The sequence below is a fragment of the Bacillus sp. N6 genome (genome assembly GCF_052805735.1).
Genome location: NZ_CM127843.1, coordinates 3,993,239 through 4,015,966, shown reverse-complemented (window position 1 = coordinate 4,015,966; position 22,728 = coordinate 3,993,239). Strand labels below are relative to the sequence as shown.

Sequence of the window (22,728 nt, the reverse complement as noted above, 5' to 3'; positions counted from 1 at the left end):
ACATCTTTCTTTTGTCATTGTATGACTTTTTTTGTCAGCTTCTATTAATGCCATTGTTACGTGTTTATAGTTTCACATCTATAATGCTTTTTGAAACATGTATTCATTACCTTAATGTATGTTTATTTCCCTCCAAAAGCAAACTTCAATTTTAATAGACGTGTAAAAATGAAGTAACTTATGATAGCGAATAGGAAAAATCCAACATAATAAGACAGAAGTGCATCTCGTCCGCCTAATATTCTACCGCCAAGCAGTCCGAAGCATAGAACAGTGCAAATCATGAACCATTTTTGCAAGTTAGGAAACAATAGTATTTTTCCGTTTTGTTCGTTTGGTGTACGTGTGTATAGAAAGGTTGCCATTGATAAAAAGATAATGATGTAAGCAAATGGTGTTAATAGTGTCCAAGGAGAAGGTACAGAAGTATGCTCCATTGGATTGTCCTGTGGTACACTAGAAAGTTTATTGCCATAGTCATCAAATGTTTCTATCGGGTGATAATCATAAGTAATAGAAAAAGATTCTAATGGTGAAATGATATCTATATGTTGTAAGTACTCATGAGTACGTTGCTCTATTTCTCCCATTGCATCTAAAGACCATTGTGTATGGGAATAAATGAATCCGGAAATTAACAATCCAAAACCGTATGGTAAAAATAATAGAATGATAGTTAAACTACTTTGAGAGAATATATGTCCAGTAATGGTTCCGATAAATAAGGTGAATGTATAAATAGCGATAAGTACAACGGTAGCATATAGAAAGTAACTATAGAACGGAGTAAAGATTTGATACTCATTGTGAAACGACATGTTCTTTATTCCGTACATGCTAATCCAGCAAACAATTTGCACTGTAATAATATTCAAAACACCAAGCCACCATTTTGTTAAAAAAATATCTTTTCGTTTAAAAGGCATCGAGAAGAGAAAATCAGTTGATTGATTGTTACGTTCCCACCCAATTAAAAGACAAGCAAGTGCAATAAGAGTAACTCCTTGAAAGAGGACGGCACCATCAGATGCGTGAAAATAGTAGGAGTAGTAATATGCATAGTCATCAAACTTCATTTTTGATTGTTTTAGCTGCATTTGCGCTTCTTGATAATATTTATAAGGTAGTTGATATAAACTAATTAACCAAAATAATAGAATTATATATTTTCCTTGCTTCCATTGCCTTATCCATAAAGCTTTATGAAACATGTGAATCCTCCTCAAACGTTGTGATAAAAATATCTTCGAGCGACATGGCTAATTCCTCAATGAGCAGTGGTTGTTCTTTATAAAACTTCTCCAGTGTTGTAGCCACATTTCCCTCAATTAAAATCGTATACACTTTTCCTGTTTGATTTAATATTTTAATATTGCTTAAGTTTTCTAGTTTTTGAGGTAATGCACGCTCGTAAGCTACTTGTATTTTTGCAAATTGTGATTTTGCATCGTCTAGTGACGTAATAGATGCTACAGTATGTCCTTTTAACATAATGATTGTATCTGCAATTTGTTCCACTTCATCTAAATGATGGGTTGAGATGAAAATGGTAATTTCTTTTTCTGCAACTTCTCCAACGAGAAACTGTAAAATCTGTCTTTTAACGATAGGATCAAGTCCATTTGTTGGTTCATCTAAAATAATATATTCTGCTTTTGCAGCAACAGCTAAAATGATGGCAAGCAGTGCTTTCATTCCTTTTGAATAACTACGAATTCGTTTATTTGGTAAGTTGAAATGTTCTAGTAGTTCATAGAAATATGGTTCATCAAATGCTGTATAAACTGATTTATAAAACTTCACGATTTCTTTTACTGTATAACCGTTCAGTATGTTAGTAGAATCGGGAACATATACGATTTTTTGTTTCGTTTCAGGATTTTTATGGATGTCGATATCCTCATATGTAACAGTTCCCTCGTCCGGGTCTAAAATGCCGACCATCGTTCGTAATAAAGTTGTTTTTCCCGCGCCGTTTCTTCCAAGTAACCCGATGATACTACCTTTTTGTAATGTGAAAGAAACATCGTCTAAAATTGTTTGATTATCAATTGTTTTCTTCAAGCTTGTCACTTTCAGCATCCGTATTTCCTCCAATCTCTTTATAGTATGAATCTATCCAATCATGAATTTTATCTTTCGTAACACCAAGATAAGAGGCTTCTAATAGTAATTGATGAAATTGCTTTTCAACCATAGCGATTTTCCTTTCGTCTAATGTTGGGGTAATCGATTGGGATACAAATGTTCCTTTTCCTCGTAACGTTTCAATAATTCCTTGTCTCTCTAACTCTTGATACGCTTTACTCACTGTATTTGGATTTATAACGAGTAAAGAAGCGAGTTCGCGTACAGAAGGAAGTTTATCACTTGGAGCCAACATGTTTTTCAATACGAGTTCTTTTATATTTTGAACAATTTGTTCCCATATCGGAGTGTTGCTTCTTGGGTCAAGTTGAATATGCAAGAGCAATGTCTCCTTCCTCATATGTATTAAGTGTACTACTATGCGTAATACACTTAATACAATATAGGGGGCGAATGTATTTGTCAACTGAAAATAATAGAAAAAATTGGTATTAAAAAAAGGAGAATTGGAAAAAATAGGTCTGATATAGAATGGAGGGTTAGTCATGAAGCGAGTTTTTGGAATACTTGTTTGTTTCATGTTATTGCTTTCTGGAACTTCAGTGAGTTTTGCGCAATCTGAAAAAACGAAGCAGGAGAAAACAGAAGAAACAACGCCGAAGTTAGCGGAACAAGCGTCGTCAGCAATCGTAATTGAGCAAGATACAGGTAAAGTTTTATTTGATAAAAACCCAAATGAAAAATTACCACCTGCTAGTATGACAAAGATTATGACAATGCTTTTAATTATGGAACAAGTTGAAAAAGGAAAACTAAAACTGACCGATAAAGTTAGAGCAAGCGAACATGCAGCTTCAATGGGTGGATCGCAAATCTTTTTAGAACCTGGGGAAGAGATGACTGTAAATGAGATGTTAAAGGGTATTGCAATTGCATCTGGAAATGACGCATCTGTTGCAGTAGCCGAGCACATCGCAGGTTCAGAAGAAGGATTTGTAAATATGATGAACAAAAAGGCGAAAGATTTAGGGCTGAAAAATACACATTTTCAAAATCCAACAGGTCTTCCGGCCAAAGACCATTATTCGACAGCGAATGATATGGCTATAATGGCGAGAGAATTGATGAAGTATCCACTTATTCGTAAATACACAGGTAAGTACGAAGATTATTTACGTGAAGATACGGATAAAAAGTTTTGGCTCGTTAATACGAATAAACTAGTACGTTTTTATCCTGGCGTAGATGGAGTAAAAACAGGTTTTACGACAGAAGCGAAATATTGTTTAACAGCATCGGCTGAAAAAAATGGTATGCGTGTCATTTCAGTTGTCATGGGAGCACCAACATCAAAAGAACGGAACAACCAAGTGACAAAGCTTCTTGACTATGCATTTGGACAATATATGACAAAGAAATTATATACGCGCGGCGAAAAAATTAAGACAGTTCAAGTAGGAAAAGGGAAAAAAGAAAAAGTAGATTTAGTTGCGTCAGATAATGTTTCTCTTCTTATGAAGAAGGGCGAGAATATGGACAAGGTAAAACAAGAAGTAATTGCTGAAAAGAAAGTAAAAGCACCGATTAAAAAAGGTGACGCGCTTGGCACCCTTGTTATAAAAAAAGATAAAGATGTTTTATTAAAACAAACAATTATAGCAAAAGAAGATGTTGCTGCAGCGAGCTGGTGGGAGTTATTTAAAAGAAGTTTTGGGATGTTTTCAACATCAAAATAGCGGCAAATATTTTGCCGCTTTTCTATTCGTATGTAAGTGAATAATGCTGAAAGGTTTCACTTTATGACGAAATAGTTCTTCTTTTGTCAGCAGGAAGGATTCTTATTTTATATCACGAAAATCTTTATGTATGTGAATAAGTAAAGTTTGAGCATAAGGAGGAAATCGTGTGAGTCTTTCCATGCAATTAGAAGTAAAACGTGACGTCCTATGTGTGAGACTAGAGGGTGAATTAGATCATCATACGGCTGAAGAGTTGCGAACGAAAGTAACAGATATGATTGAGACACATGGTGTTCATCATATTGTTTTGAGCCTAGAGAACTTATCGTTTATGGATAGTTCTGGTCTAGGTGTTATATTAGGCCGATATAAACACGTAAAGGGATTAGGTGGAGAAATGGTTGTTTGTGCAATTTCACCGCCTGTTAAGCGTTTATTTGAAATGTCGGGCTTATTCAAAATCGTTCGCTTAGAAGAAAGTGAAGCGCACGCGCTCGCGACGTTGGGGGTGGCATAGATGAGAAATGAAATGAACCTTCAATTTTCAGCATTAAGTCAAAATGAATCATTCGCTCGCGTTACAGTGGCGGCTTTCATTGCACAACTAGATCCAACGATGGAAGAATTAACGGAGATTAAAACAGTTGTGTCAGAAGCGGTTACAAATGCAATTATTCATGGATACGAAGGAAATGCAGAAGGTATTGTTTATATTTCTGTAATTTTGGAAGAAGCAATGGTGAAACTCACGATTCGAGATGAAGGGATTGGAATCTTTAACTTAGATGAAGCGAGACAACCCCTTTTTACAACTAAACCTGAATTAGAGCGTTCCGGAATGGGATTTACTATCATGGAAAATTTTATGGATGAAGTAGAAGTTATTTCAAACGAATCTTTCGGGACAACAATCCATTTGACAAAATACTTATCAAATAGTAACGCTCTATGCAATTAAGGAGAATAGCCTATGGACATAGAGGTCAAAAATGAGAAGAAGAAACCTCAGTTAAAGGACCACGAGCTAAAAGCGTTAATTCAAAAAAGTCAAGATGGAGATCAACAAGCGAGAGATACAATCGTTCAAAGTAATATGCGCCTCGTTTGGTCGGTTGTACAGCGGTTTCTTAATCGAGGATACGAACCAGACGACCTATTTCAAATTGGATGTATTGGGCTCTTGAAATCGGTAGATAAATTTGATTTATCTTTCGACGTGAAATTTTCAACATATGCAGTTCCAATGATTATTGGTGAAATACAACGTTTCTTACGCGATGATGGATCAGTGAAAGTTAGTAGGTCTTTAAAAGAAACAGGAAACAAAATTCGAAAGATGAGAGATGAGCTTTCGAAAGAATTCGGAAGGGCTCCAACGATTAATGAAGTGGCAGAGGCACTAGAACTAACGCCAGAGGAAGTTGTTCTAGCACAAGAAGCGAGCCGGGCCCCTTCATCTATACATGAAACTGTATATGAAAACGATGGAGATCCAATTACTATTTTAGATCAAATTGCAGATCAATCTGAAACGAAATGGTTCGATAAAATTGCTTTAAAAGAAGCGATTAGAGAACTAGATGAACGAGAGCGCTTAATTGTATACTTGCGTTACTATAAAGATCAAACACAGTCAGAAGTAGCCGAGCGCATAGGCATTTCGCAAGTACAAGTTTCAAGACTTGAAAAGAAAATATTAAAACAGATGAAAGATCGAATAGACGAATAATTGTCTATTCGATTTTTTTGTGCCGTTAATAGGAGAGAGATGTTAATTTTCGCAAAAATTAACAGAATTTATTGATAATTTAGTCAATTTAAAATATAATCCAAGTATGAACTTGTCATAAAGGGGGAAGGAAATATGGAAACGAGGCAACAATGGGGAACGAGAGCTGGATTTATTTTCGCAGCGGTCGGATCTGCCGTTGGATTAGGAAACATATGGCGTTTTCCTTATACAGCGTATGAAAATGGAGGAGGAGCATTCTTTTTACCATACTTATTTGCATTATTAACGACTGGTATTTCATTGTTAGCGTTTGAGTTTGCCCTTGGTCATCGTCATCGTGGTTCAGCACCACTTACATTTTTCCGTATTAACCCGCGTGCCGAATTTATTGGATGGTGGCAAATGTGCGTAACATTTATCGTTTCAACATATTATGCAGTAATTATTGCTTGGTCTATATCCTATACATACTTTGCAATTACTGGAGCGTGGGGAAAAGACACGCAATCATTTTTATTTAAAGAGTACTTACATGTTGCAGATAAGCCAGGACAATTTGGAGGACTTGTACCGGAAGTATTAATTCCGTTAGCTCTCGTTTGGATTATTGTGCTTGGCGTTGCATTTAAAGGAGTTAAAAAAGGAATCGAAGTTGTTAATCGTATATTTATTCCTTTATTAGTTGTTATGTTCCTTATTATCGTCGTTCGTGCAGTGACGATGGAAGGTGCTATGCAAGGACTAGATGCATTCTTTAAACCAGATTGGAGTCGTATTTTTGATGGGAAAGTATGGCTTGCAGCTTATGGTCAAATATTCTTTAGTTTATCTTTAGCATTTGGAATTATGATTACGTATTCTAGTTATTTACCGAAAAACTCGGATACAACAAATAATGCCTTTATTACTGGATTTGCAAATTCAGGATTTGAATTATTAGCAGGTATTGGGGTCTTTGCAGCTCTTGGATTTATGGCAAATAATATGGGAGTACCGGTTGATAAAGTAGCAAGTGCTGGCGTTGGGCTTGCGTTCGTAGTATTTCCCCAAATTATTAATGAATTGCCGATGTCACCGTTGTTTGGTGTTTTATTTTTCTTATCGTTAACGGTTGCTGGAATTACATCACTTATTTCACTCGCGGAAGTATGCTTTGCCGCTGTATCTGAAAAATTCAGTTTAAGTCGGGAAAAAACTATTGGAATTATGGGAACCCTTCTCGTGTTAGTTTCTCTTGTTTTTGCAACACGTGGTGGACTTATGTTCTTAGATGTTGTCGACTATTTCGCTAATAATTTCGGATTAATTACAATTGCACTTGCGGAAGTAGTTACGATAGGGCTCATTTTACGCCGTTTACCAGTTTATCAAAATCATGCAAACTTTGTATCTGATATTAAATTAGGAACGTTTTGGAGAGTGAGTTTACTCGTTATTACTCCGCTTATGTTAGGGTATATGCTAATTGATGGTACAATCCAAAATATTAAAAAGAACTACGGAGATTATCCGACTGAGTTTGTTGTAACGTATGGTTGGTCGATAGCAGCAGCATTCCTCATAGTTGCAATAATCATTGGCCTGAAAAAATGGGATGCACAAATTCATTCGGATTCTGCCAAGCTTGAAAAAGAATGGAAAGATCGAGGTGTTTCATAATGAGTGGATCAGCGATTATGATGATGGTTATTGGAATAGTAGTCATTTGGGGAGGGCTTGCATTAAGTATTGCAAACTTATTTAAGAAAAAGGCATAAGTAAAAAACATCTGTACCAAAATGGTGCAGATGTTTTTTTATGAAAAAATTGTATTAGAAAAAAATTCAATAACCATACTACAACTACGAGGAAGAGTGAAGAGGTGAATGAAAGTTGGAACAAACGATTTATATTAAAATGCGCAATCGTTTAAAAGTTTCTCCTACTTATGAAGTAAAGCTGGGTGATGTTGCTCAACTTGCCGGAGATTCTTCCGTAGTTGAGTTGTTACAAAATGAGATAGTTTACAAAATAACAGCGCATGATAAGACGCATGTTGTAATTGATGTTATGAAAGTAATTGAGATTATTCAACAGAAAGCATCTCACGTACAAATTAATTTGCTCGGTTCCGGACAAACTCTTGTTGAAATTATATACGAAAAAAAGAAGGCACACCCAATTTTTTTCGGGCTTGTATGGCTTTTACTTTTCATTGGAGCAGCTCTTGCAATCATTTATTTCCATGAGGATGTAAGTATGCAACAAGTACATCAACGGTTATATTACATGATTACTGGAGAATTTAATGCACAACCACTTTTATTTCAAATTCCTTATTCTGTAGGTCTTGGTTTAGGGATGGTTCTATTCTTTAATCATGTATTTCAAAAGCGAATTAATGAAGAGCCGAGTCCGTTAGAAGTTGAGATGTTTCAATACCAACAGTCACTTGATCAGTATGTAATCGTTAATGAAAACAAGGATAATATGAAACAACTTGCCGATGATTGAGTCTGGATTTGTTATTTTAATTGGTTTAGCTGGAGGGATTGCGGTAGGTAGCGGATATGTCGCATTTTTAGCTGTACTTGGTATAATCCCCCGTTTAGCCCAATTAACGAGAAGTGGAAAGCATATTCAATATTTTGAGTGGGCAGTCATTGCAGGTACTTTAACAGGGGCTTGGTGCAGTTTGAAAAACATTACATTTCAAACGTCGCAGTATTGGCTCGTTATATTAGGGATATTTTGTGGCACATTCATCGGAATGCTTGCTGCGGCATTAACAGAGGTGTTAAATGTTCTGCCTATTTTAGCGAAACGAGTAGGGGTAGAGGGGAAGATTATTGTTTTACTCGTTGCTCTTGTACTTGGGAAAGTAATAGGATCGTTGTTTCACTGGATTTATTTCGTAAAGTAGGAGGCAGTATATAAATGACAAGTCAGAAATTGAAGGATGATTACATAAATAAAGTGAAGGAGTATCATCCAAAGCCAAACTATTTACTAAATTGTATCAAAGCATTTCTTGTAGGTGGACTCATTTGCACAGTTGGAGAAGTATTGATGAAATTTTATATACATTATTTTCACTTCAGTGAACAAGAGGCAGGAAACCCAACTGTTGCAACCCTTGTTTTATTATCCGCGATTTTAACAGGGTGTGGTGTATATGATAAAATCGGTCAATTTGCTGGAGCAGGATCAGCGGTACCGGTAACAGGATTTGCAAATTCTATGGCAAGCGCTGCTTTAGAACATAAGAGTGAAGGGATTGTTCTAGGGATTGCGACAAATATGTTTAAACTGGCAGGAAGTGTGATTGTATTTGGGGTTGTTGGTGCATATATCATTGGGTTAATAAGGTATACCTTTAAAATTTTTATGTCTTAAAGGAGGGGCTAGTATGAGGTTGACCGGAAAACAAACGTGGGTATTTCAAAACGACATATATGTGAATGCAACGGGTACTGCTGTCGGTCCGAAAGAAGCTGAAGGCCCTCTTGGAAAAGATTTTGATATTTCATATGATGACTTGCATTGTGGAGAGGAAAATTGGGAGCTCGCCGAACGAAGATTAATGTCAGACTCAATTCAACAAGCAGTGCAAAAAGGGAATATAAAAACATCGCAAATTGATTTCTTTTTAGCGGGAGATTTATTAAATCAAACAGTGACAGCAAATTATGTTGCGCGTCAGTGGGGCATTCCTTTTTTAGGAATGTTTAGCGCCTGTGCGACGTCTATGGAAACTTTAGCAGTTGGCTCAGCTTTTATAGACGGTGGATTTGCAAATCGTGTCTTAGCTACAGTAAGTAGTCATAATGCAACGGCTGAAAGACAATTTCGCTATCCAACAGAGTACGGTGGGCAAAAACCAGGGACAGCAAATTCAACTGTGACTGGTGCAGGATCTATATTAATTAGCAATGAAAAAAGTGCAATTAAAATTACGGCGGCTACAATCGGAAAAGTGCAAGATTTAGGAATCACAAATCCTTTGGATATGGGGGCAGCGATGGCTCCAGCAGCAGCTCATACAATTCAACAGCATTTTGAAGATTTAAGAAGAAGTGCCGATGACTATGATTTGATTGTTACGGGTGATTTATCAGCTGTTGGGACACCGATTGCAAAACAACTTTTACTTGAGGAAGGTTACGATCTTGGACATATATACAATGATTGCGGATTAATGATTTATGAATCAAGTCAAGAAGAAGTGTTTGCAGGTGGTAGTGGTTGCGCTTGTTCAGCAGTTGTCACATATGGCCATTTATTACACGAGATGCAAAAAGGGAATTTACAACGAATTTTTGTCGTTGCCACTGGCGCATTATTAAGCCCCATAATGATGCAACAGAAAGAAACGATTCCAACAATTGCACATGGTGTCGTATTTGAGAGAGTTAAAGGAGAGTGAATTGTGGATTTTATATATGCATTTCTTGTAGGTGGAGCTATTTGTGTAATTGGGCAACTATTGTTAGATTTCGCAAAGTTAACACCAGCTCATTTAATGGCAACTTTTGTAGTCATCGGAGCAATTTTAGATGGATTTGGATTGTACGATAAACTAATAAAGTTTGCAGGTGCTGGAGCAACAGTCCCTATTACAAGTTTTGGACATTCACTATTGCACGGAGCAATGCATGCAGCAGAAAAACATGGATATTTAGGAATTGGTATTGGCATGTTTAGTTTAACGTCTGCGGGCATTTCCGCAGCGATATTGTTTTCGTTTTTTATAGCACTTATATGTAAACCGAAAGGATAAATCAAATGAGACGAAGGGTTGTTTTGGTCACAGATGGAGATGAATATGCAAAGCGGACAATTGAGCTTTTAACAAAGGAATTTGGGGGAAGGTGTATTTCAGCATCACAAAGTAATCCAACCAAATTGACAGGGAAAAAAGTTGTTGAGCTTATTATGCAAACGCCATATGACCCTGTATTTGTCATGTTTGATGACAGTGGATTTATTGGAGAAGGATCTGGTGAAAAGGCTTTAAAATATGTAGCTACCCATAAACAAATTGATGTGCTCGGTATTTTAGCGGTAGCGTCTAATACGCATCATTGGGAATGGGCACGTGTAGATGTAAGTGTAGATCGGAACGGAAATTTAACCGAATACGGTGTTGATAAATTTGGACTTCCAGATGGTGAAATTGGCAGAATTAGCGGAGATACAATTTATTGTTTAGATGACTTGAATGTTCCTGTCATCGTTGGAGTCGGTGACATTGGTAAGATGTGCGGGAATGATGAATGGGAGAGGGGATCACCTATTACTAGAAAAGCGATTCAATTAATTTTGGAAAGGAGTGGTTTTTATGACGAAGCCTAAAAAAGTGGATATCCCTATATCAACTTTCATAAGTGATAATGAAAATTATTTAAAGCAGACAGTTGGACTAGGCGTTACATACGATGTTGGCATTCGTAAATTTCAAATTTTGAATAAAGAAATCGGTGTGTTATTTGTAAACGGACTTTGTGATACAAATTATATTATCCCTATTTTAGAAGAAGCGGTGGATACAAATGAGATAAGGGATGTAGAAGAAGATACAGTGAAGCTTTTAGAGAATCGCTTAATCCATCAACAAGTAAGCAAAGTGAAAACGATGGATGAGGTAATGCTCCAAGTATTATCAGGGCTCATTGTGATATTTGTGGAAGGTGAAACGGAAGCGTTCGCGATTGATGTTCGTAGTTATCCAGGGCGAACACCGACAGAACCAGATACCGAAAAGGTAGTACGCGGTGCGAGGGATGGATTTGTTGAAAATATCGTTGTAAATACAGCGTTAATTCGTAGGAGAATTCGAGATCCACGACTTCGAAATGAAATGGTTCGAGTAGGAGATAGATCACAAACGGATATTTGTATTACATACGTTCAAGATGTTGCAAATCCAGATTTAGTAAAGATTATAAAACAAGAATTAAATAACATTGATGTAGATGGAATTACGATGGCGGATAAAACAGTAGAAGAATTTGTTGTAAAGCAAAGCTATAACCCATTCCCGCTTATTCGATATACAGAAAGGCCAGATGTAGCAGCAAATCATCTACTAGAAGGACATGTGTTAGTACTTGTTGACACATCGCCAAGTGCTATGATTACACCGACAACATATTTTCACCATTTACAGCATGCAGAAGAGTTTAGACAAAATCCAGCTGTCGGTACATTTTTACGCTGGGTGCGCTTTTTAGGTGTTATATTCTCGTTATTTTTATTACCATTTTGGTTAGTGTTTGTATTTGATCCAACTCTTTTACCAGCAAATCTTGCTTTTATTGGACCGACTAAGATGACGCATTTACCAATCCTATTACAGGTGTTAATGGCAGAGGTCGGACTTGAGTTTTTAAGGATGGCTGCTATTCATACTCCAACCCCATTATCGTCTGCAGCAGGGTTGATTTCCGCCATATTAATTGGTCAAATTGCAATTGATGTAGGTTTGTTTGTGCCAGAAGTAATTTTGTATGTAGCGGTTTCGATGATTGGTGCATATGCAACACCGAGTTATGAATTAGGATTAGGGAATAAGGTTGGGAAATTGTTTGTTATTATTTTAACAGGTCTCTTCCATGAGATGGGATTTGTAATTGGTATGACGATATTAATTTTATTTTTGACGTCTATAAAAAGTTTACAAACACCTTATTTATGGCCGTTTTTACCATTTGATTGGGGCGCGTTAACAAAAATTTTACTCCGTCCAACGATGTCTAGTTTAAAAGTACGACCAAGTATTGTAAGACCTCAAAATGTAAAAAGACAAAAATAAACGGGATTATACACCCGTTTATTTTTTTTAGTAAAAATTTATTGTTTTTTAACAAAAATCAAACATTTTTTGTGTACACTTAGAGTAGATATTGTGTATGGAAGGGGAAGAGGACATGATTAAATTATTTGTAAGTGATTTAGATGACACGCTCGTTTACGATGTGAATCATATGCAAAAAGAAGATGAACGTGCGCTGTGTTGGTTAGCTGAGAAAGGGACAAATATTTGTTTTGCCTCTGGCCGCTTTACACACAGAATTGATGAAGTTGTAAAAAGGTTTTCATTCCCATATTACACAACTGGCTTAAATGGAGCGACAATGTTACTTCCAGATGGGAATTTATTTCATGAATCGAGTTTTGAAAATACGGTTGCCCAGGAAATATATCGATATATACATAAAAAAGGACTAGCGGATATTGTTTGTGCAAATGAGCAACGATATACAAAAAGGAAAAATGAACATCACCATAATTTTGAAGCGTATATGGGCGTGCATATCGCTGAAATTGAAGCGTTAGAAGAAGAGTTTGGTAAGACTGTACACCCTGCAAAATTGTTTGTTTTTGGAGAAGAAGAGAAAATTGTGACGTTAGATCAAGAGCTACGAGATATGTTTCAAGGCGAAGCGGAAGTTTTTATATCAGGTAAACGCTATGTTGATATTATGCCAAGAGGCGTGAGTAAGGGGAGTGCTCTAAAGCGACTAATGGACCATTTGCAAATTGAAGCAAATGAAGTTGCTTGTATTGGAGATTCCTTCAATGATATTTCTATGTTTGAAGTAACCCCGCATTCATTTACTCTTCATCATGCCCATCCATATGTAAAGGAGAAAGCAAATCATATAGTGCGTTCGGTTGAAGAGGCTGTTATGAAATTACCGTTACTTGTATAAAAAAGAAGCCCGTCACTGGCGGGCTTCTTTTTTACTTGAATAAAGATTTAACAAAATCAATGATACTTGAGAAGAAATCTTTCACTTTATCTAGAAAACTTTGTCCTTCTTCAGATCCTAAAAAGGCAGAAACGTGTTCTTTTGCTTTGTTTAATTGACTACCAACTTGATTCCAATCGATATTAAGATTCTTCATTTTATCAAATAACGCTACTAGGTTATCTAACTGTTCATCTGTTAATGTAATGCCGAGTTGATCAGCAATTTTTTTAATTAATGAACGTAAATCTTCTGTTGTTTTTGGCTGTTCTTTTGCAATTTCTTCTTTAATTTTTGCAACAAGTTGAACTGCTTTTTCTTCACCAATTTTATCACCAAGCTGGGCTGTTTGTACCATTTCTTCATTCGCTACTTTTTTAACTTCTTCCGGAATTGGTTTATTGGACGCAGTTTCATATGCTTTCATTAATCCAGTTAAAGCTGCAGTTCCTGAAACTTTAAAAGGTGCAGTAATTTGAATTTCTGCATCTTTTACACCTGCTGTAATCAAAGCGTTAGTGTACATTGCATCTGTTACCCAGTTAATGTTCTTTGATCGTACAATAAGACCAGATCCTGGTTTTGTGTATGTAATCATAGAAGAAGAAATTGCTCTCGTACCAATTTGTGCTTTTGGAACAATGCCTTCTAGAAATTTATGTTCTTCCGCATTAGATACAGTGATAATTGTAGCATCTTTCGGTGCTTTCATTTCTTTTAACAGATCTTGTTTTTGTTGTTCGGATAAGTTCTCTCCTAGTGTAACAATTGATTCTCCCTCGATGATGTCTGCAAATGAAGCTGTTGGCATTATAAATACCGTTACAGCTAATAGCAGAGCTAATAATTTCGTTTTCACGAAAAACCGCTCCCTTTCTCTTTCTAAAATTTTCGGGCAACAAAGTTATTATAGTATATATTTCTTATTTGTCACCTAGCTTTTTCCACATTTCAAAAAAGAAGTATCTAGATTGTCGGATTCTTTTTGTTTCTAGTCATGAATGTGGTAATATAGTGCTGAGATAGTTGAAAGGAGACATATACATATGAAAACTTTAGGATACATATTAATGGAAAACGGTGAAAAAATCGAATTGGAATTTTTCCCAGAAGAAGCGCCAAAAACAGTAGAAAACTTTAAAAAATTAGCAGAGCAAGGATTTTATGACGGTGTTACATTCCACCGTGTTATTCCTGGCTTCGTAAGCCAAGGTGGAGACCCGACAGGTACAGGTGCTGGTGGTCCAGGTTACTCTATTCCATGTGAAACTGATGGAAACCCTCATAGACACCTTGTAGGATCACTTTCTATGGCTCACGCTGGCCGTAACACAGGCGGTAGCCAATTCTTTGTTGTTCATGAGCCACAGCCACATTTAGATGGCGTTCATACTGTATTTGGTAAAGTAACAAGCGGTATTGAAACAGTATTAAAAATGCGTCAAGGCGATGTAATGAAAGAAGTTAAAGTTTGGGAAGAATAAGGTAAGGGAAAAGAGAGCTTTTGCTCTCTTTTTTATTTTTAATGAGATTGAGTACTTCTTCTACAGCATCATACAAGTAGTATTGTTGCTAAAATATATTGCTTGTGAGAACAAACCTTTAACAAATTACATAGAATACATTACATTATATGTTTCCACAAATACTTTTTGTTATATTAATTTTGCTAGAATTGTGCTGCTTTAGGGTAACTATGAATGAAGTGATGTTGAATGATATGTTTCTTTTCATTCTATATAAAATTTTCTTTTTTTCACTCTATTTATTAAAGGAATAGTGCTGAAACATAGATTTGACTTTCTTCTTTTCGCTTTGTATGATTATCAAGTTGTTTTAGACTCTTCTCACTCTGTTGAAAATATTGTAAAATGAATGTGATATGAAAAGAGTGATTGAGGGGATTACTAGTTTGTAACTTTTGTGAGAAGGGATAAGGGTTATGTTAATTCGTTTTAAAAAAAGTTATGAAAAAATCGCAATGGGGCTTCTTTCGTTTATGCCAACTGAAAAAGATTTGAAAACATTACAATTGACAATGAAAGAATATGAAGCAAAAGATGATTGGCAATTGTATTTGTGGAAAGAAAATGAAGATTTTGTTGGAATAATGGGGATTGTAAAAAAAGAGAATCAAGTATTAGAAATTCAGCATTTAAGTGTAAATCCGTCTCACCGTCATGTGGGGATTGGAACGAAGATGGTTCAAGAGTTAAAGAGTAAATTTCTTGAGTTTACAATTTGCGGAAATGAGCAAACAGCAAGTTTTTGCGAAAAATGTAAAGGGCTAGAACAAAATATACATTCGTGAAAGCAGGGATAAGTAGTTTATTATCTCTGCTTTCTTTTTTGTAATTGTTCGTTTCGTTCAGTAATGACCTCTGTGCGATCACGCAAAGTGTGCTTGTGTATAATATATTCACTTGGAATAGCATTCAAGTCTTTCCAAGAGAGGTTTTGTTTTTTGCATAACTCTATGCACTGCTTCTCTAACAATGGATCTGATAAGGGTAAAAATAAAGGTACAAAACGTTCTTTTTTATGGATAGATTGCAATCTTTCATTGAGCAAGGAAAGAAGTTGTACTTGATTAATTCCTAAACGTTGTAAAGACACACCGCTTTTTTCTAAAATTGTGATTGCGCTTTTCATCATTTTTGTGGAACCATTCCAGTTAGCACGTCTTTGGTGGTATAAAGAAACTGCAATTTGAATGAGACCAACTAAGTAATGATCACGATTTCCTCTTGGTTTTGTCTTCCAGTACTCTTCTAGTATTTCGTGGCATTCAAAATAGTCGTAATCTCCTTGGAAATGAATTAAAAATTGTATGTATTCGGTAGGATACATGTTTTCTCGCCCCTATCTAACGGTTATACATATAAGTGTATCATAGAAATATGAACAATAAACGACTAGGAGATTTCCCCCTAGCCGTTATTGTTCATATTAGCAGAAGCAAGCTGCTCCTACAATAATTAGCAAAATAAACAGTACAACAAGTAATGCGAACCCACCGCTAAAACCACAATCAACGTGACCCATAGTTTTTTGACCTCCTACATTGTTCTTACTACACTGTTATCATATGAAGTGGTGGGCATGATGACATAGGCATCGGTCTATTTTTAATTAAATTTCTTAAAAAGGTTGGATAGAACATGAGTATGCTCTATACTTATGTTGTTATAGAAAAAATGTGGTGGGATGCTTTGTGCAATATAATTTTAAAGTAGAGGCTTTTGAAGGGCCTTTAGATCTATTGTTACATTTAATACATCGTTATGAAATTGATATATATAATATTCCTGTAGCAGATATTACAGAGCAATATTTATCTTATGTGCATACGATGAAAGAACTGCAATTAGATGTTGCAAGTGAGTATTTAGTAATGGCCGCAACGTTATTACAAATTAAAAGTAAAATGTTGTTGCCGAAACATGAAGAAGATGTACTTGATAACGGTGATGATTTTATAGATGATCCTCGTCAAGAATTGATGGAGAGGTTAATTGAATATAAGAAATATAAGCAAGTTGCTACTGAGTTAAAAGAAAGAGAACAAGAAAGAGCACAGCTATATACACGTCCACCAATTGACTTTACATCGTTGCAACAAGAAGAAGAGACAAGCTTGCCTCTTGATGTTACGTTATATGATATGCTAGCGGCATTTCAAAAATTAATGCGCCGTAAAAAGGCAAAAAAACCTGTAACAACACGTATTACTCGTCAAGAAATACCAATTGAACAGCGAATGACTGATATTTTAAAGCAGTTAAAAATAAAGGGTGGTCGCCAAAGTTTTCATGATTTGTTTGTTGATGATGAACGTGAAATAATGGTTGTAACATTTTTAGCAGTTCTGGAACTTATGAAAAATCAACAAATCATAATTGAGCAAGAACATAATTTTGATGAAATTTTCGTATCAAGCTCTAATAAATCTGCATAGAGCAAGTATATGAAATTGGGATAGAAACACTTTATCTCATGCTATGTTTTAATGTATCGTTTGGAACAAGAGAAGAAATATTGAACCGAACGCATTGATTGTGATTCGGTTTTTTGATGTGTATTTTTATGGGAAAATAGAAGGAAGGAGCTCGTGAAATGGATAGGAAAGAACAAAAGTCAATTATTGAAGGCCTTTTATTTGTTTCTGGTGATGAAGGGATTTATCCAGAACAAATAGCGAAAGTTCTTGAAATTGAAATGAATGAAGTAATTAATATTTTAGAAGAAATGCAACAAGAATGTGAAGGTGCAAACCGTGGTTTGCAAATTGTACAGTATGCAAAAGTATATCGTTTTGCTACAAAGAAAGAACATGCTTCATATTATCAAAAATTAATAGATACACCAACAGCTGCTTCACTCTCACAAGCTGCCCTTGAAACGTTAGCGATTGTTGCATATCGTCAACCAATCACAAGGACTGAAATGGAAGAGATTAGAGGAGTTAAAACCGATAAGGCGTTACAAACGTTGGTTTCACATTTACTTATAAAAGAAATGGGAAGAGCAGAAGGACCAGGGCGTCCTATTTTATACGGAACAACAAAAGAATTTTTGGACACATTTGGATTGAAAACATTAGATGATTTACCGCCGCTTTCTGAAGAGAATGAACAAATGAATGAAGCGGATTTATTCTTCGGTTCCCTACAAGAGATATCGAAATAAAAGCTTAGCATTTTGCTAAGCTTTTTTTTGTATATCAATTATTTACAGTGCCATACTAAATGAAAAAAGGAGACGAGTTATGAGAGGTATGCGGATTATTCTATTATTAGTTTCTGTTTTATTATGTTTTTCTTTAAATAGCGCATCAGCTAAAAGGTATATGATGTCTATTCATACTACGTCTCCTTTACATATGCATCGGCAACATCTTAGTAAAATGAAAGTGAGCTTTTTAAAAGTGGGGCAAGGTGATGCAACACTTATCATAATGCCAAACGGACAAACAATGTTAATTGATGGAGGACCTTATGAAGCAGGAGAGGTTATTATTCAGAAATTAATTGAGAAAGGGATTAATCATTTAGATGTAATTGTCAGTACCCATCCTGATATGGATCATATAGGGGGGCTAATTCCAATTGTAGAGCAAATGCCGGTATCGCTTATATTAGATAGCGGAAAAACATATAGTTCTCTTACTTATCATACATATCGCAATAATATTAAAAAAAGAGGGATACCTTTCGTTTCAGTAAAGGAAGGACAATATATACCGCTGGATCCACATGTTTCTATACAAGTATTAAACAATGGGAAATCAAAAGATGAAAATAATGAATCCTCAATTGTTTTAAAGGTGCGATATGGAAAAGCGGATTTTTTATTAATGGGTGACGCGGATGTACGGACAGAACATGAAATATTAAAACAATTTGATGTACATGCAGATATTTTAAAAGTGGGGCATCACGGCTCGTATACTTCAACAAGTGAAACGTTTATAAAAAAAGTGGAACCGCAGTTTGCTATTCTGTCTTACGGGAGTAGTAATCCGTATGGACATCCTCATCAAAGTGTAGTAAAACGCTTAAAAAGGCACGGTATAATGGTATATAGAACGAATAAACGTACAGTAGAAATAGAAACAGATGGTGAACATGTTATGTTAGAGTCTAGCGGGTTAATGCCATTGTTGAAGTGATTTCTATATTAGGGGTGGATACTGTCCCTTTTTGGAAAAATGAATAATATATATTATAATTATAAGGGACGTAAGAAATTTCCTTTTTTGTTGAATAAAAAGGAAATTTCATTAGAATGTATAGACAACTACTCGTGCATATATTAAGATGGAACTAGGCGAATAAGGTAATAATAACAAGTAGGTATTTCATGGGAAAGGATCGATGAAAATGAAAACGCAAATTGTCATCAATGCCAAAATTTACACAGGTCAAGAAATAGTGGAAAACGGATTTATCCGTTACGCAGAAACCATTAAAGAAATTGGTTTGATGGCTCAATATGTACCACAAGAAAATGAAACTGTTTTTGATGCTACAGGGAAGATTGTAATTCCAGGTATGATCGATGTTCATATTCATGGTGGATACGATATTGATGCGATGGATGCAAATAGCGATGGGTTAGTAACTCTAGGTAAAGAAATGTTAAAAGAAGGGGTTACAACTTACTTCCCGACAACAATGACACAAGCTCCAGAGGCAATTGAAGCAGCGCTAACTGCTGCGAAAGAAGCAAAAGAAAAAGGAGCGCATTTCGAATATATTCACTTAGAAGGACCTTATGTTTCAAAGAAACGTGCAGGTGCACAACCACTTGAACATATCGTTCCTGCAAATATTGAGCAATTTAAACAATGGCAAGAAGCAAGTGGGAATTTAATTAAATTAGTAACATATGCACCAGAAGAAGAGGGAGCATTAGAGTTTGAACAATATCTTGCTGAAACTGGTGTAGTGGGCACAATGGGGCATACAGATGCAATTGATGCGCAACTAAAAAATAGAAAGATTACACATGCGACACATTTATACAATCAAATGCGTGGATTACATCACCGTGAACCAGGAGTTGTTGGTCATGTGTTATTAAATCCAGATGTAATGGTTGAAGTAATTACAGATGGTATTCATATTCACCCTGATATGGTGAAATTAGCATATAAGTTAAAAGGACCGAAAAAAGTAAGTGTTATTACTGACGCAATGCGCGCAAAAGGTCTTGAAGATGGATTATATGAGCTTGGCGGACAGCCGGTACATGTAAAAGATGGTAGTGCTCGATTAGAAGATGGAACGTTAGCTGGTAGTATTCTAAAAATGGATCAAGCTTTCCGAAATGTAATTGAATTTACAGGTTGTTCAATCGAAGATGCAGTACTGATGACATCAGTTAACCAAGCAGAAGAGTTTGGATTAAATAATAAAGGTGCATTAGCAGTAGGAAAAGATGCAGACTTTGTTGTGATGAATGAAGATTTACATGTATATGATACGGTTCGTTTAGGAATTCATATGAAGGAAGGGAAGTAATTAAATGAATATTCTTGTTGTAAAAACTCCAGAAGAACTAGCAGAAGCAGGTTATAAATTAATTGAAGAAGTTGTAAAAACAAAAGAAAATCCAACATTAGGAATGGCTACAGGAAGCTCTCCATTAGGTATTTATGCAGAAATGCGAAAAAATAAACTTGATACAAGCCGTGTAACCACTGTAAACTTAGATGAGTACGTAAATTTACCACATGAAGATAAAAACAGCTATCACTATTTCATGCAAGAACAGTTGTTTGATCATCTTCCATTTAAACAAACTTATGTACCAAACGGGATGGCAAGTGATTTAGAGGAAGAGTGCAAACGTTACGAGGGCATTCTAACTGCTAACCCAGTTGACCTACAGATTCTTGGAATCGGTGAAAACGGTCACATCGGATTTAATGAGCCAGGAACACCGTTTAATTCTCCAACGAACATTGTTGAATTAACAGAATCTACACGCCAAGCAAACCTTCGCTTCTTCGAAAAAGAAGAAGATGTGCCAACTCATGCGATTACAATGGGAATTGGAAGCATTATGAAAGCGAAACAAGTTCTACTTGTTGCTATGGGTTCTAAAAAGGCAGAAGCTGTTAAAGAATTATTGCAAGGTGAATATAGTGAAGAGTGTCCGGCTACAGTTTTACAACGTCATCCGAATGTAACCGTAATCGCAGATCAAGAAGCTCTATCTTTATGCAGTGAGGCGATTGCTGATGAACATCGACAAGTATTCACCATTTCCGATCTATTATCAGATTCAAGAGTGGGTGAAACAGCTAATTGAGGACGGCGAATGGAAGCCGGGAGATAAAATCCCATCTGAGAATGAACTTTGTGATAAGTTCGAAGTGAGTCGTATGACAATCAGACAGGCGATTAATAATTTAGTGGAACAAGGCTATTTATATCGGAAGCGTGGAATTGGAACATTTGTCCAACTTCCGAAAGTGGAACAAAAATTGCAAGGAATGACGGGATTCACAGAAGATATGATTTCTCGTGGAATGAATCCAAGTAGTCAATTACTTAGTTTCCGCCTAGTTCCAGCTACTGCTAAAATAGCAGACCGGTTGAGAATACAGGAGGGGGAATCGGTTTATGAAGTGAGGCGTATCCGCTTAGCTGATGATGAACCGATTGCTTTTGAGACGACATATTTGTCGCCAGCTCTTGTAAAAGATATTAACGAAGAGATATTGCAACAATCTTTATATGAACATTTAGAGAAAAAACTGGGCTTTAAACTTGTTAGCGCTACTCAGTCAATTGAAGCTTCTGTTGCGACGGAAAATGAAGCTGAACATCTGCATATTCCTAAAAAGGCGCCTGTACTTGTAATGCGTCAATGGTCATATTCAGAAGGTGAGATACCGCTAGAGTACGTGAAATGTATTTATCGTGGAGATCGTTATAAATTTATTACGAATATCGCACGTAACAAATAGTATATTTCAGTTTGTGAAGTACAGTCGAAATGAAAATGGATAACATGTAAAGAAATAAAAATACGACTCATCCTTATAAGGAATGAGTCGTATTTTTATTATGAGCAATTACGTGGTTAACAGCATCTTTGACGTGATTTACTACATAGTGAGCGTGTTTTTTTACTGCATCATCTGCTTGCGACATAGCAAAACTGTGAGGAGTTAAAGAAAACATAGGAATATCATTGTAAGAATCCCCTATACAAGCAATTTCCTCAGGTTTTATTTCAAACTCATTTAATAAAACAGAAATGGCAGAGCCTTTACTAACATTCGGTGGCATTACATCTAAACATTGTTCTGCTGAGATGAAAGTACTAACTTTCCCGTGGAATTTTTCATCAATTTTTTTTTGAAGGAGTTGTAAGCTCTCCTTTGTTCCACCGACAGAAATTTTATTTGGGAAAATTGTATCATCAATCTTCTGTAGTAAGTTTGGTTCTTCAACAGAAGTCATTGTTACTTGTTGTTCAAGTTCTTGAATAAAAGGTGTTTTCTCTTCAATGTAATAATTATGCTCATCACTTACATAACGGAAATAAGGATTTTCATTCGTCATAGCTAACAAATCGGGAAGTATGCTGGAATCAAAAGTTGCAGATAATAGTTGTTTATTTTCATGTGTATATACAAAAACACCATTTACACTAATACGATGAAAATTTGTATTTACAGCTTTCATTAAGTCTGCAATTTCATTATCAAGTCTTCCGGAAGCGAAGCAAAGAATAACATTTTGCTCGGCGAGGCTGCGTAGTGCCGCAACATCTTGTTCATCAATAAGACCTCCGTGTTGCATCATTGTACCATCGATATCACTTACAAACATTTTAATCATGCTGTTATCTCCTTTCTATGTACAGTTGCTCTTACATTATACGCATCATATATAAACATGTCTAAAAAATGAATTTT

At 35.8% G+C, this 22,728-nt stretch carries 29 protein-coding genes; 22 read left to right on the top strand and 7 right to left on the bottom strand.

Annotated features, from left to right (window positions below; translation table 11 throughout):
- Positions 1 to 122 precede the first annotated feature (122 nt).
- Genes ACUXVC_RS20545 through ACUXVC_RS20535 form a run of 3 tightly spaced genes read right to left on the bottom strand, consistent with a single transcriptional unit; the run spans position 123 to position 2,467 of the window.
- Positions 123 to 1,211, bottom strand: a complete 1,089-nt coding sequence (locus ACUXVC_RS20545; protein WP_048655586.1) for an ABC transporter permease subunit — start codon at positions 1,209 to 1,211, stop codon at positions 123 to 125.
- Positions 1,201 to 2,082, bottom strand: coding sequence for an ABC transporter ATP-binding protein (locus tag ACUXVC_RS20540; protein WP_144465507.1), 882 nt, complete (start codon positions 2,080 to 2,082; stop codon positions 1,201 to 1,203). Before ACUXVC_RS20540 ends, ACUXVC_RS20545 begins: the two co-directional genes overlap by 11 nt.
- Positions 2,048 to 2,467: a GntR family transcriptional regulator gene (locus tag ACUXVC_RS20535; RefSeq protein ID WP_000548040.1), complete on the bottom strand. Its 420-nt coding sequence runs from the start codon at positions 2,465 to 2,467 to the stop codon at positions 2,048 to 2,050. Before ACUXVC_RS20535 ends, ACUXVC_RS20540 begins: the two co-directional genes overlap by 35 nt.
- 166 nt (positions 2,468 to 2,633) lie before the next feature.
- Between ACUXVC_RS20535 and dacF the strand changes: the two genes are divergently transcribed.
- The 14 genes from dacF (at position 2,634) to ACUXVC_RS20465 (ending at position 13,253) form a co-directional block, all read left to right on the top strand.
- Positions 2,634 to 3,824: a serine-type D-Ala-D-Ala carboxypeptidase DacF gene (gene dacF / locus ACUXVC_RS20530; RefSeq protein WP_000831997.1), complete on the top strand. Its 1,191-nt coding sequence runs from the start codon at positions 2,634 to 2,636 to the stop codon at positions 3,822 to 3,824.
- A gap of 169 nt (positions 3,825 to 3,993) precedes the next feature.
- Positions 3,994 to 4,344, top strand: a complete 351-nt coding sequence (gene spoIIAA / locus ACUXVC_RS20525; RefSeq protein WP_000059135.1) for an anti-sigma F factor antagonist — start codon at positions 3,994 to 3,996, stop codon at positions 4,342 to 4,344.
- The gene (spoIIAB, locus tag ACUXVC_RS20520; RefSeq protein WP_001243398.1) at positions 4,345 to 4,785 is read left to right on the top strand and encodes an anti-sigma F factor; all 441 of its coding nucleotides are present in this window, start codon (positions 4,345 to 4,347) and stop codon (positions 4,783 to 4,785) included.
- Positions 4,786 to 4,797: 12 nt separating this feature from the next.
- Positions 4,798 to 5,556 (top strand): RNA polymerase sporulation sigma factor SigF, encoded by a 759-nt coding sequence (gene sigF / locus ACUXVC_RS20515; RefSeq protein WP_000350729.1) that lies wholly within the window; start codon positions 4,798 to 4,800, stop codon positions 5,554 to 5,556.
- A gap of 135 nt (positions 5,557 to 5,691) precedes the next feature.
- Positions 5,692 to 7,218 (top strand): sodium-dependent transporter, encoded by a 1,527-nt coding sequence (locus ACUXVC_RS20510; RefSeq protein ID WP_029443184.1) that lies wholly within the window; start codon positions 5,692 to 5,694, stop codon positions 7,216 to 7,218.
- Positions 7,218 to 7,316 carry a methionine/alanine import family NSS transporter small subunit gene (locus ACUXVC_RS20505; protein ID WP_000016826.1) on the top strand — a complete coding sequence of 33 codons (99 nt, stop codon included), beginning with the start codon at positions 7,218 to 7,220 and terminating at the stop codon, positions 7,314 to 7,316. The genes ACUXVC_RS20510 and ACUXVC_RS20505 overlap by 1 nt, the downstream gene beginning before the upstream one ends.
- A 115-nt stretch (positions 7,317 to 7,431) precedes the next feature.
- A complete protein-coding gene (locus tag ACUXVC_RS20500; RefSeq protein ID WP_053563708.1) occupies positions 7,432 to 8,052 on the top strand; it encodes a stage V sporulation protein AA in 621 nt (206 codons plus the stop codon).
- Positions 8,045 to 8,461 (top strand): stage V sporulation protein SpoVAB, encoded by a 417-nt coding sequence (gene spoVAB, locus ACUXVC_RS20495; RefSeq protein WP_000572936.1) that lies wholly within the window; start codon positions 8,045 to 8,047, stop codon positions 8,459 to 8,461. The genes ACUXVC_RS20500 and spoVAB overlap by 8 nt, the downstream gene beginning before the upstream one ends.
- A gap of 14 nt (positions 8,462 to 8,475) precedes the next feature.
- Entirely contained in the window at positions 8,476 to 8,934 is a 459-nt protein-coding gene (gene spoVAC, locus ACUXVC_RS20490; protein WP_000203808.1) for a stage V sporulation protein AC, read from the top strand.
- Positions 8,935 to 8,947: 13 nt separating this feature from the next.
- Positions 8,948 to 9,964 (top strand): stage V sporulation protein AD, encoded by a 1,017-nt coding sequence (gene spoVAD, locus ACUXVC_RS20485; protein WP_001241140.1) that lies wholly within the window; start codon positions 8,948 to 8,950, stop codon positions 9,962 to 9,964.
- A 3-nt stretch (positions 9,965 to 9,967) separates the two neighbouring features.
- On the top strand, positions 9,968 to 10,318 hold the full coding sequence (gene spoVAE, locus ACUXVC_RS20480; protein WP_000345907.1) for a stage V sporulation protein AE: 351 nt from the start codon (positions 9,968 to 9,970) through the stop codon (positions 10,316 to 10,318).
- A gap of 5 nt (positions 10,319 to 10,323) precedes the next feature.
- Positions 10,324 to 10,893 (top strand): stage V sporulation protein AE, encoded by a 570-nt coding sequence (locus tag ACUXVC_RS20475; RefSeq protein ID WP_001254416.1) that lies wholly within the window; start codon positions 10,324 to 10,326, stop codon positions 10,891 to 10,893.
- Positions 10,880 to 12,352, top strand: a complete 1,473-nt coding sequence (spoVAF, locus tag ACUXVC_RS20470; protein ID WP_000165595.1) for a spore germination protein SpoVAF — start codon at positions 10,880 to 10,882, stop codon at positions 12,350 to 12,352. The genes ACUXVC_RS20475 and spoVAF overlap by 14 nt, the downstream gene beginning before the upstream one ends.
- A gap of 97 nt (positions 12,353 to 12,449) precedes the next feature.
- Positions 12,450 to 13,253 carry a Cof-type HAD-IIB family hydrolase gene (locus ACUXVC_RS20465; protein WP_003271593.1) on the top strand — a complete coding sequence of 268 codons (804 nt, stop codon included), beginning with the start codon at positions 12,450 to 12,452 and terminating at the stop codon, positions 13,251 to 13,253.
- Positions 13,254 to 13,284: 31 nt separating this feature from the next.
- On the opposite strand, the gene ACUXVC_RS20460 is transcribed toward ACUXVC_RS20465, so the two are convergent.
- On the bottom strand, positions 13,285 to 14,151 hold the full coding sequence (locus ACUXVC_RS20460; RefSeq protein ID WP_000850506.1) for a DUF1002 domain-containing protein: 867 nt from the start codon (positions 14,149 to 14,151) through the stop codon (positions 13,285 to 13,287).
- A 187-nt stretch (positions 14,152 to 14,338) separates the two neighbouring features.
- On the opposite strand from ACUXVC_RS20460, the gene ACUXVC_RS20455 reads away from it, so the two are divergent.
- Both ACUXVC_RS20455 and ribT read left to right on the top strand, forming a co-directional pair.
- The gene (locus ACUXVC_RS20455) at positions 14,339 to 14,776 is read left to right on the top strand and encodes a peptidylprolyl isomerase (protein ID WP_000853790.1); all 438 of its coding nucleotides are present in this window, start codon (positions 14,339 to 14,341) and stop codon (positions 14,774 to 14,776) included.
- Positions 14,777 to 15,234: 458 nt separating this feature from the next.
- Entirely contained in the window at positions 15,235 to 15,603 is a 369-nt protein-coding gene (gene ribT, locus ACUXVC_RS20450) for a GNAT family N-acetyltransferase RibT (protein WP_025118450.1), read from the top strand.
- Positions 15,604 to 15,623: 20 nt separating this feature from the next.
- Here ribT and ACUXVC_RS20445 read toward each other — a convergent pair whose 3' ends face one another.
- Together ACUXVC_RS20445 and ACUXVC_RS20440 are read right to left on the bottom strand one after the other, a co-directional pair.
- On the bottom strand, positions 15,624 to 16,142 hold the full coding sequence (locus tag ACUXVC_RS20445) for a DUF309 domain-containing protein (protein ID WP_000283610.1): 519 nt from the start codon (positions 16,140 to 16,142) through the stop codon (positions 15,624 to 15,626).
- Positions 16,143 to 16,241: 99 nt separating this feature from the next.
- Positions 16,242 to 16,337, bottom strand: coding sequence for a YjcZ family sporulation protein (locus ACUXVC_RS20440; protein WP_000510194.1), 96 nt, complete (start codon positions 16,335 to 16,337; stop codon positions 16,242 to 16,244).
- Between the two features lie 169 nt (positions 16,338 to 16,506).
- Between ACUXVC_RS20440 and scpA the strand changes: the two genes are divergently transcribed.
- The 6 genes from scpA (at position 16,507) to ACUXVC_RS20410 (ending at position 21,771) form a co-directional block, all read left to right on the top strand.
- On the top strand, positions 16,507 to 17,250 hold the full coding sequence (scpA, locus tag ACUXVC_RS20435) for a segregation/condensation protein A (RefSeq protein ID WP_001199751.1): 744 nt from the start codon (positions 16,507 to 16,509) through the stop codon (positions 17,248 to 17,250).
- Positions 17,251 to 17,408: 158 nt separating this feature from the next.
- Positions 17,409 to 17,981 carry a segregation/condensation protein ScpB gene (gene scpB, locus ACUXVC_RS20430; RefSeq protein WP_000375171.1) on the top strand — a complete coding sequence of 191 codons (573 nt, stop codon included), beginning with the start codon at positions 17,409 to 17,411 and terminating at the stop codon, positions 17,979 to 17,981.
- A gap of 79 nt (positions 17,982 to 18,060) precedes the next feature.
- Positions 18,061 to 18,963: a ComEC/Rec2 family competence protein gene (locus tag ACUXVC_RS20425; RefSeq protein ID WP_168410241.1), complete on the top strand. Its 903-nt coding sequence runs from the start codon at positions 18,061 to 18,063 to the stop codon at positions 18,961 to 18,963.
- A 211-nt stretch (positions 18,964 to 19,174) separates the two neighbouring features.
- On the top strand, positions 19,175 to 20,317 hold the full coding sequence (gene nagA, locus ACUXVC_RS20420; RefSeq protein ID WP_001987227.1) for an N-acetylglucosamine-6-phosphate deacetylase: 1,143 nt from the start codon (positions 19,175 to 19,177) through the stop codon (positions 20,315 to 20,317).
- A gap of 4 nt (positions 20,318 to 20,321) precedes the next feature.
- Complete coding sequence (nagB, locus tag ACUXVC_RS20415) at positions 20,322 to 21,110, top strand: glucosamine-6-phosphate deaminase (protein WP_001024208.1); 789 nt, start codon at positions 20,322 to 20,324, stop codon at positions 21,108 to 21,110.
- A complete protein-coding gene (locus ACUXVC_RS20410; RefSeq protein WP_014894892.1) occupies positions 21,040 to 21,771 on the top strand; it encodes a GntR family transcriptional regulator in 732 nt (243 codons plus the stop codon). The genes nagB and ACUXVC_RS20410 overlap by 71 nt, the downstream gene beginning before the upstream one ends.
- Before the next feature lie 73 nt (positions 21,772 to 21,844).
- Here ACUXVC_RS20410 and ACUXVC_RS20405 read toward each other — a convergent pair whose 3' ends face one another.
- Entirely contained in the window at positions 21,845 to 22,651 is an 807-nt protein-coding gene (locus ACUXVC_RS20405) for a Cof-type HAD-IIB family hydrolase (protein WP_000594249.1), read from the bottom strand.
- Positions 22,652 to 22,728: the final 77 nt, after the last annotated feature.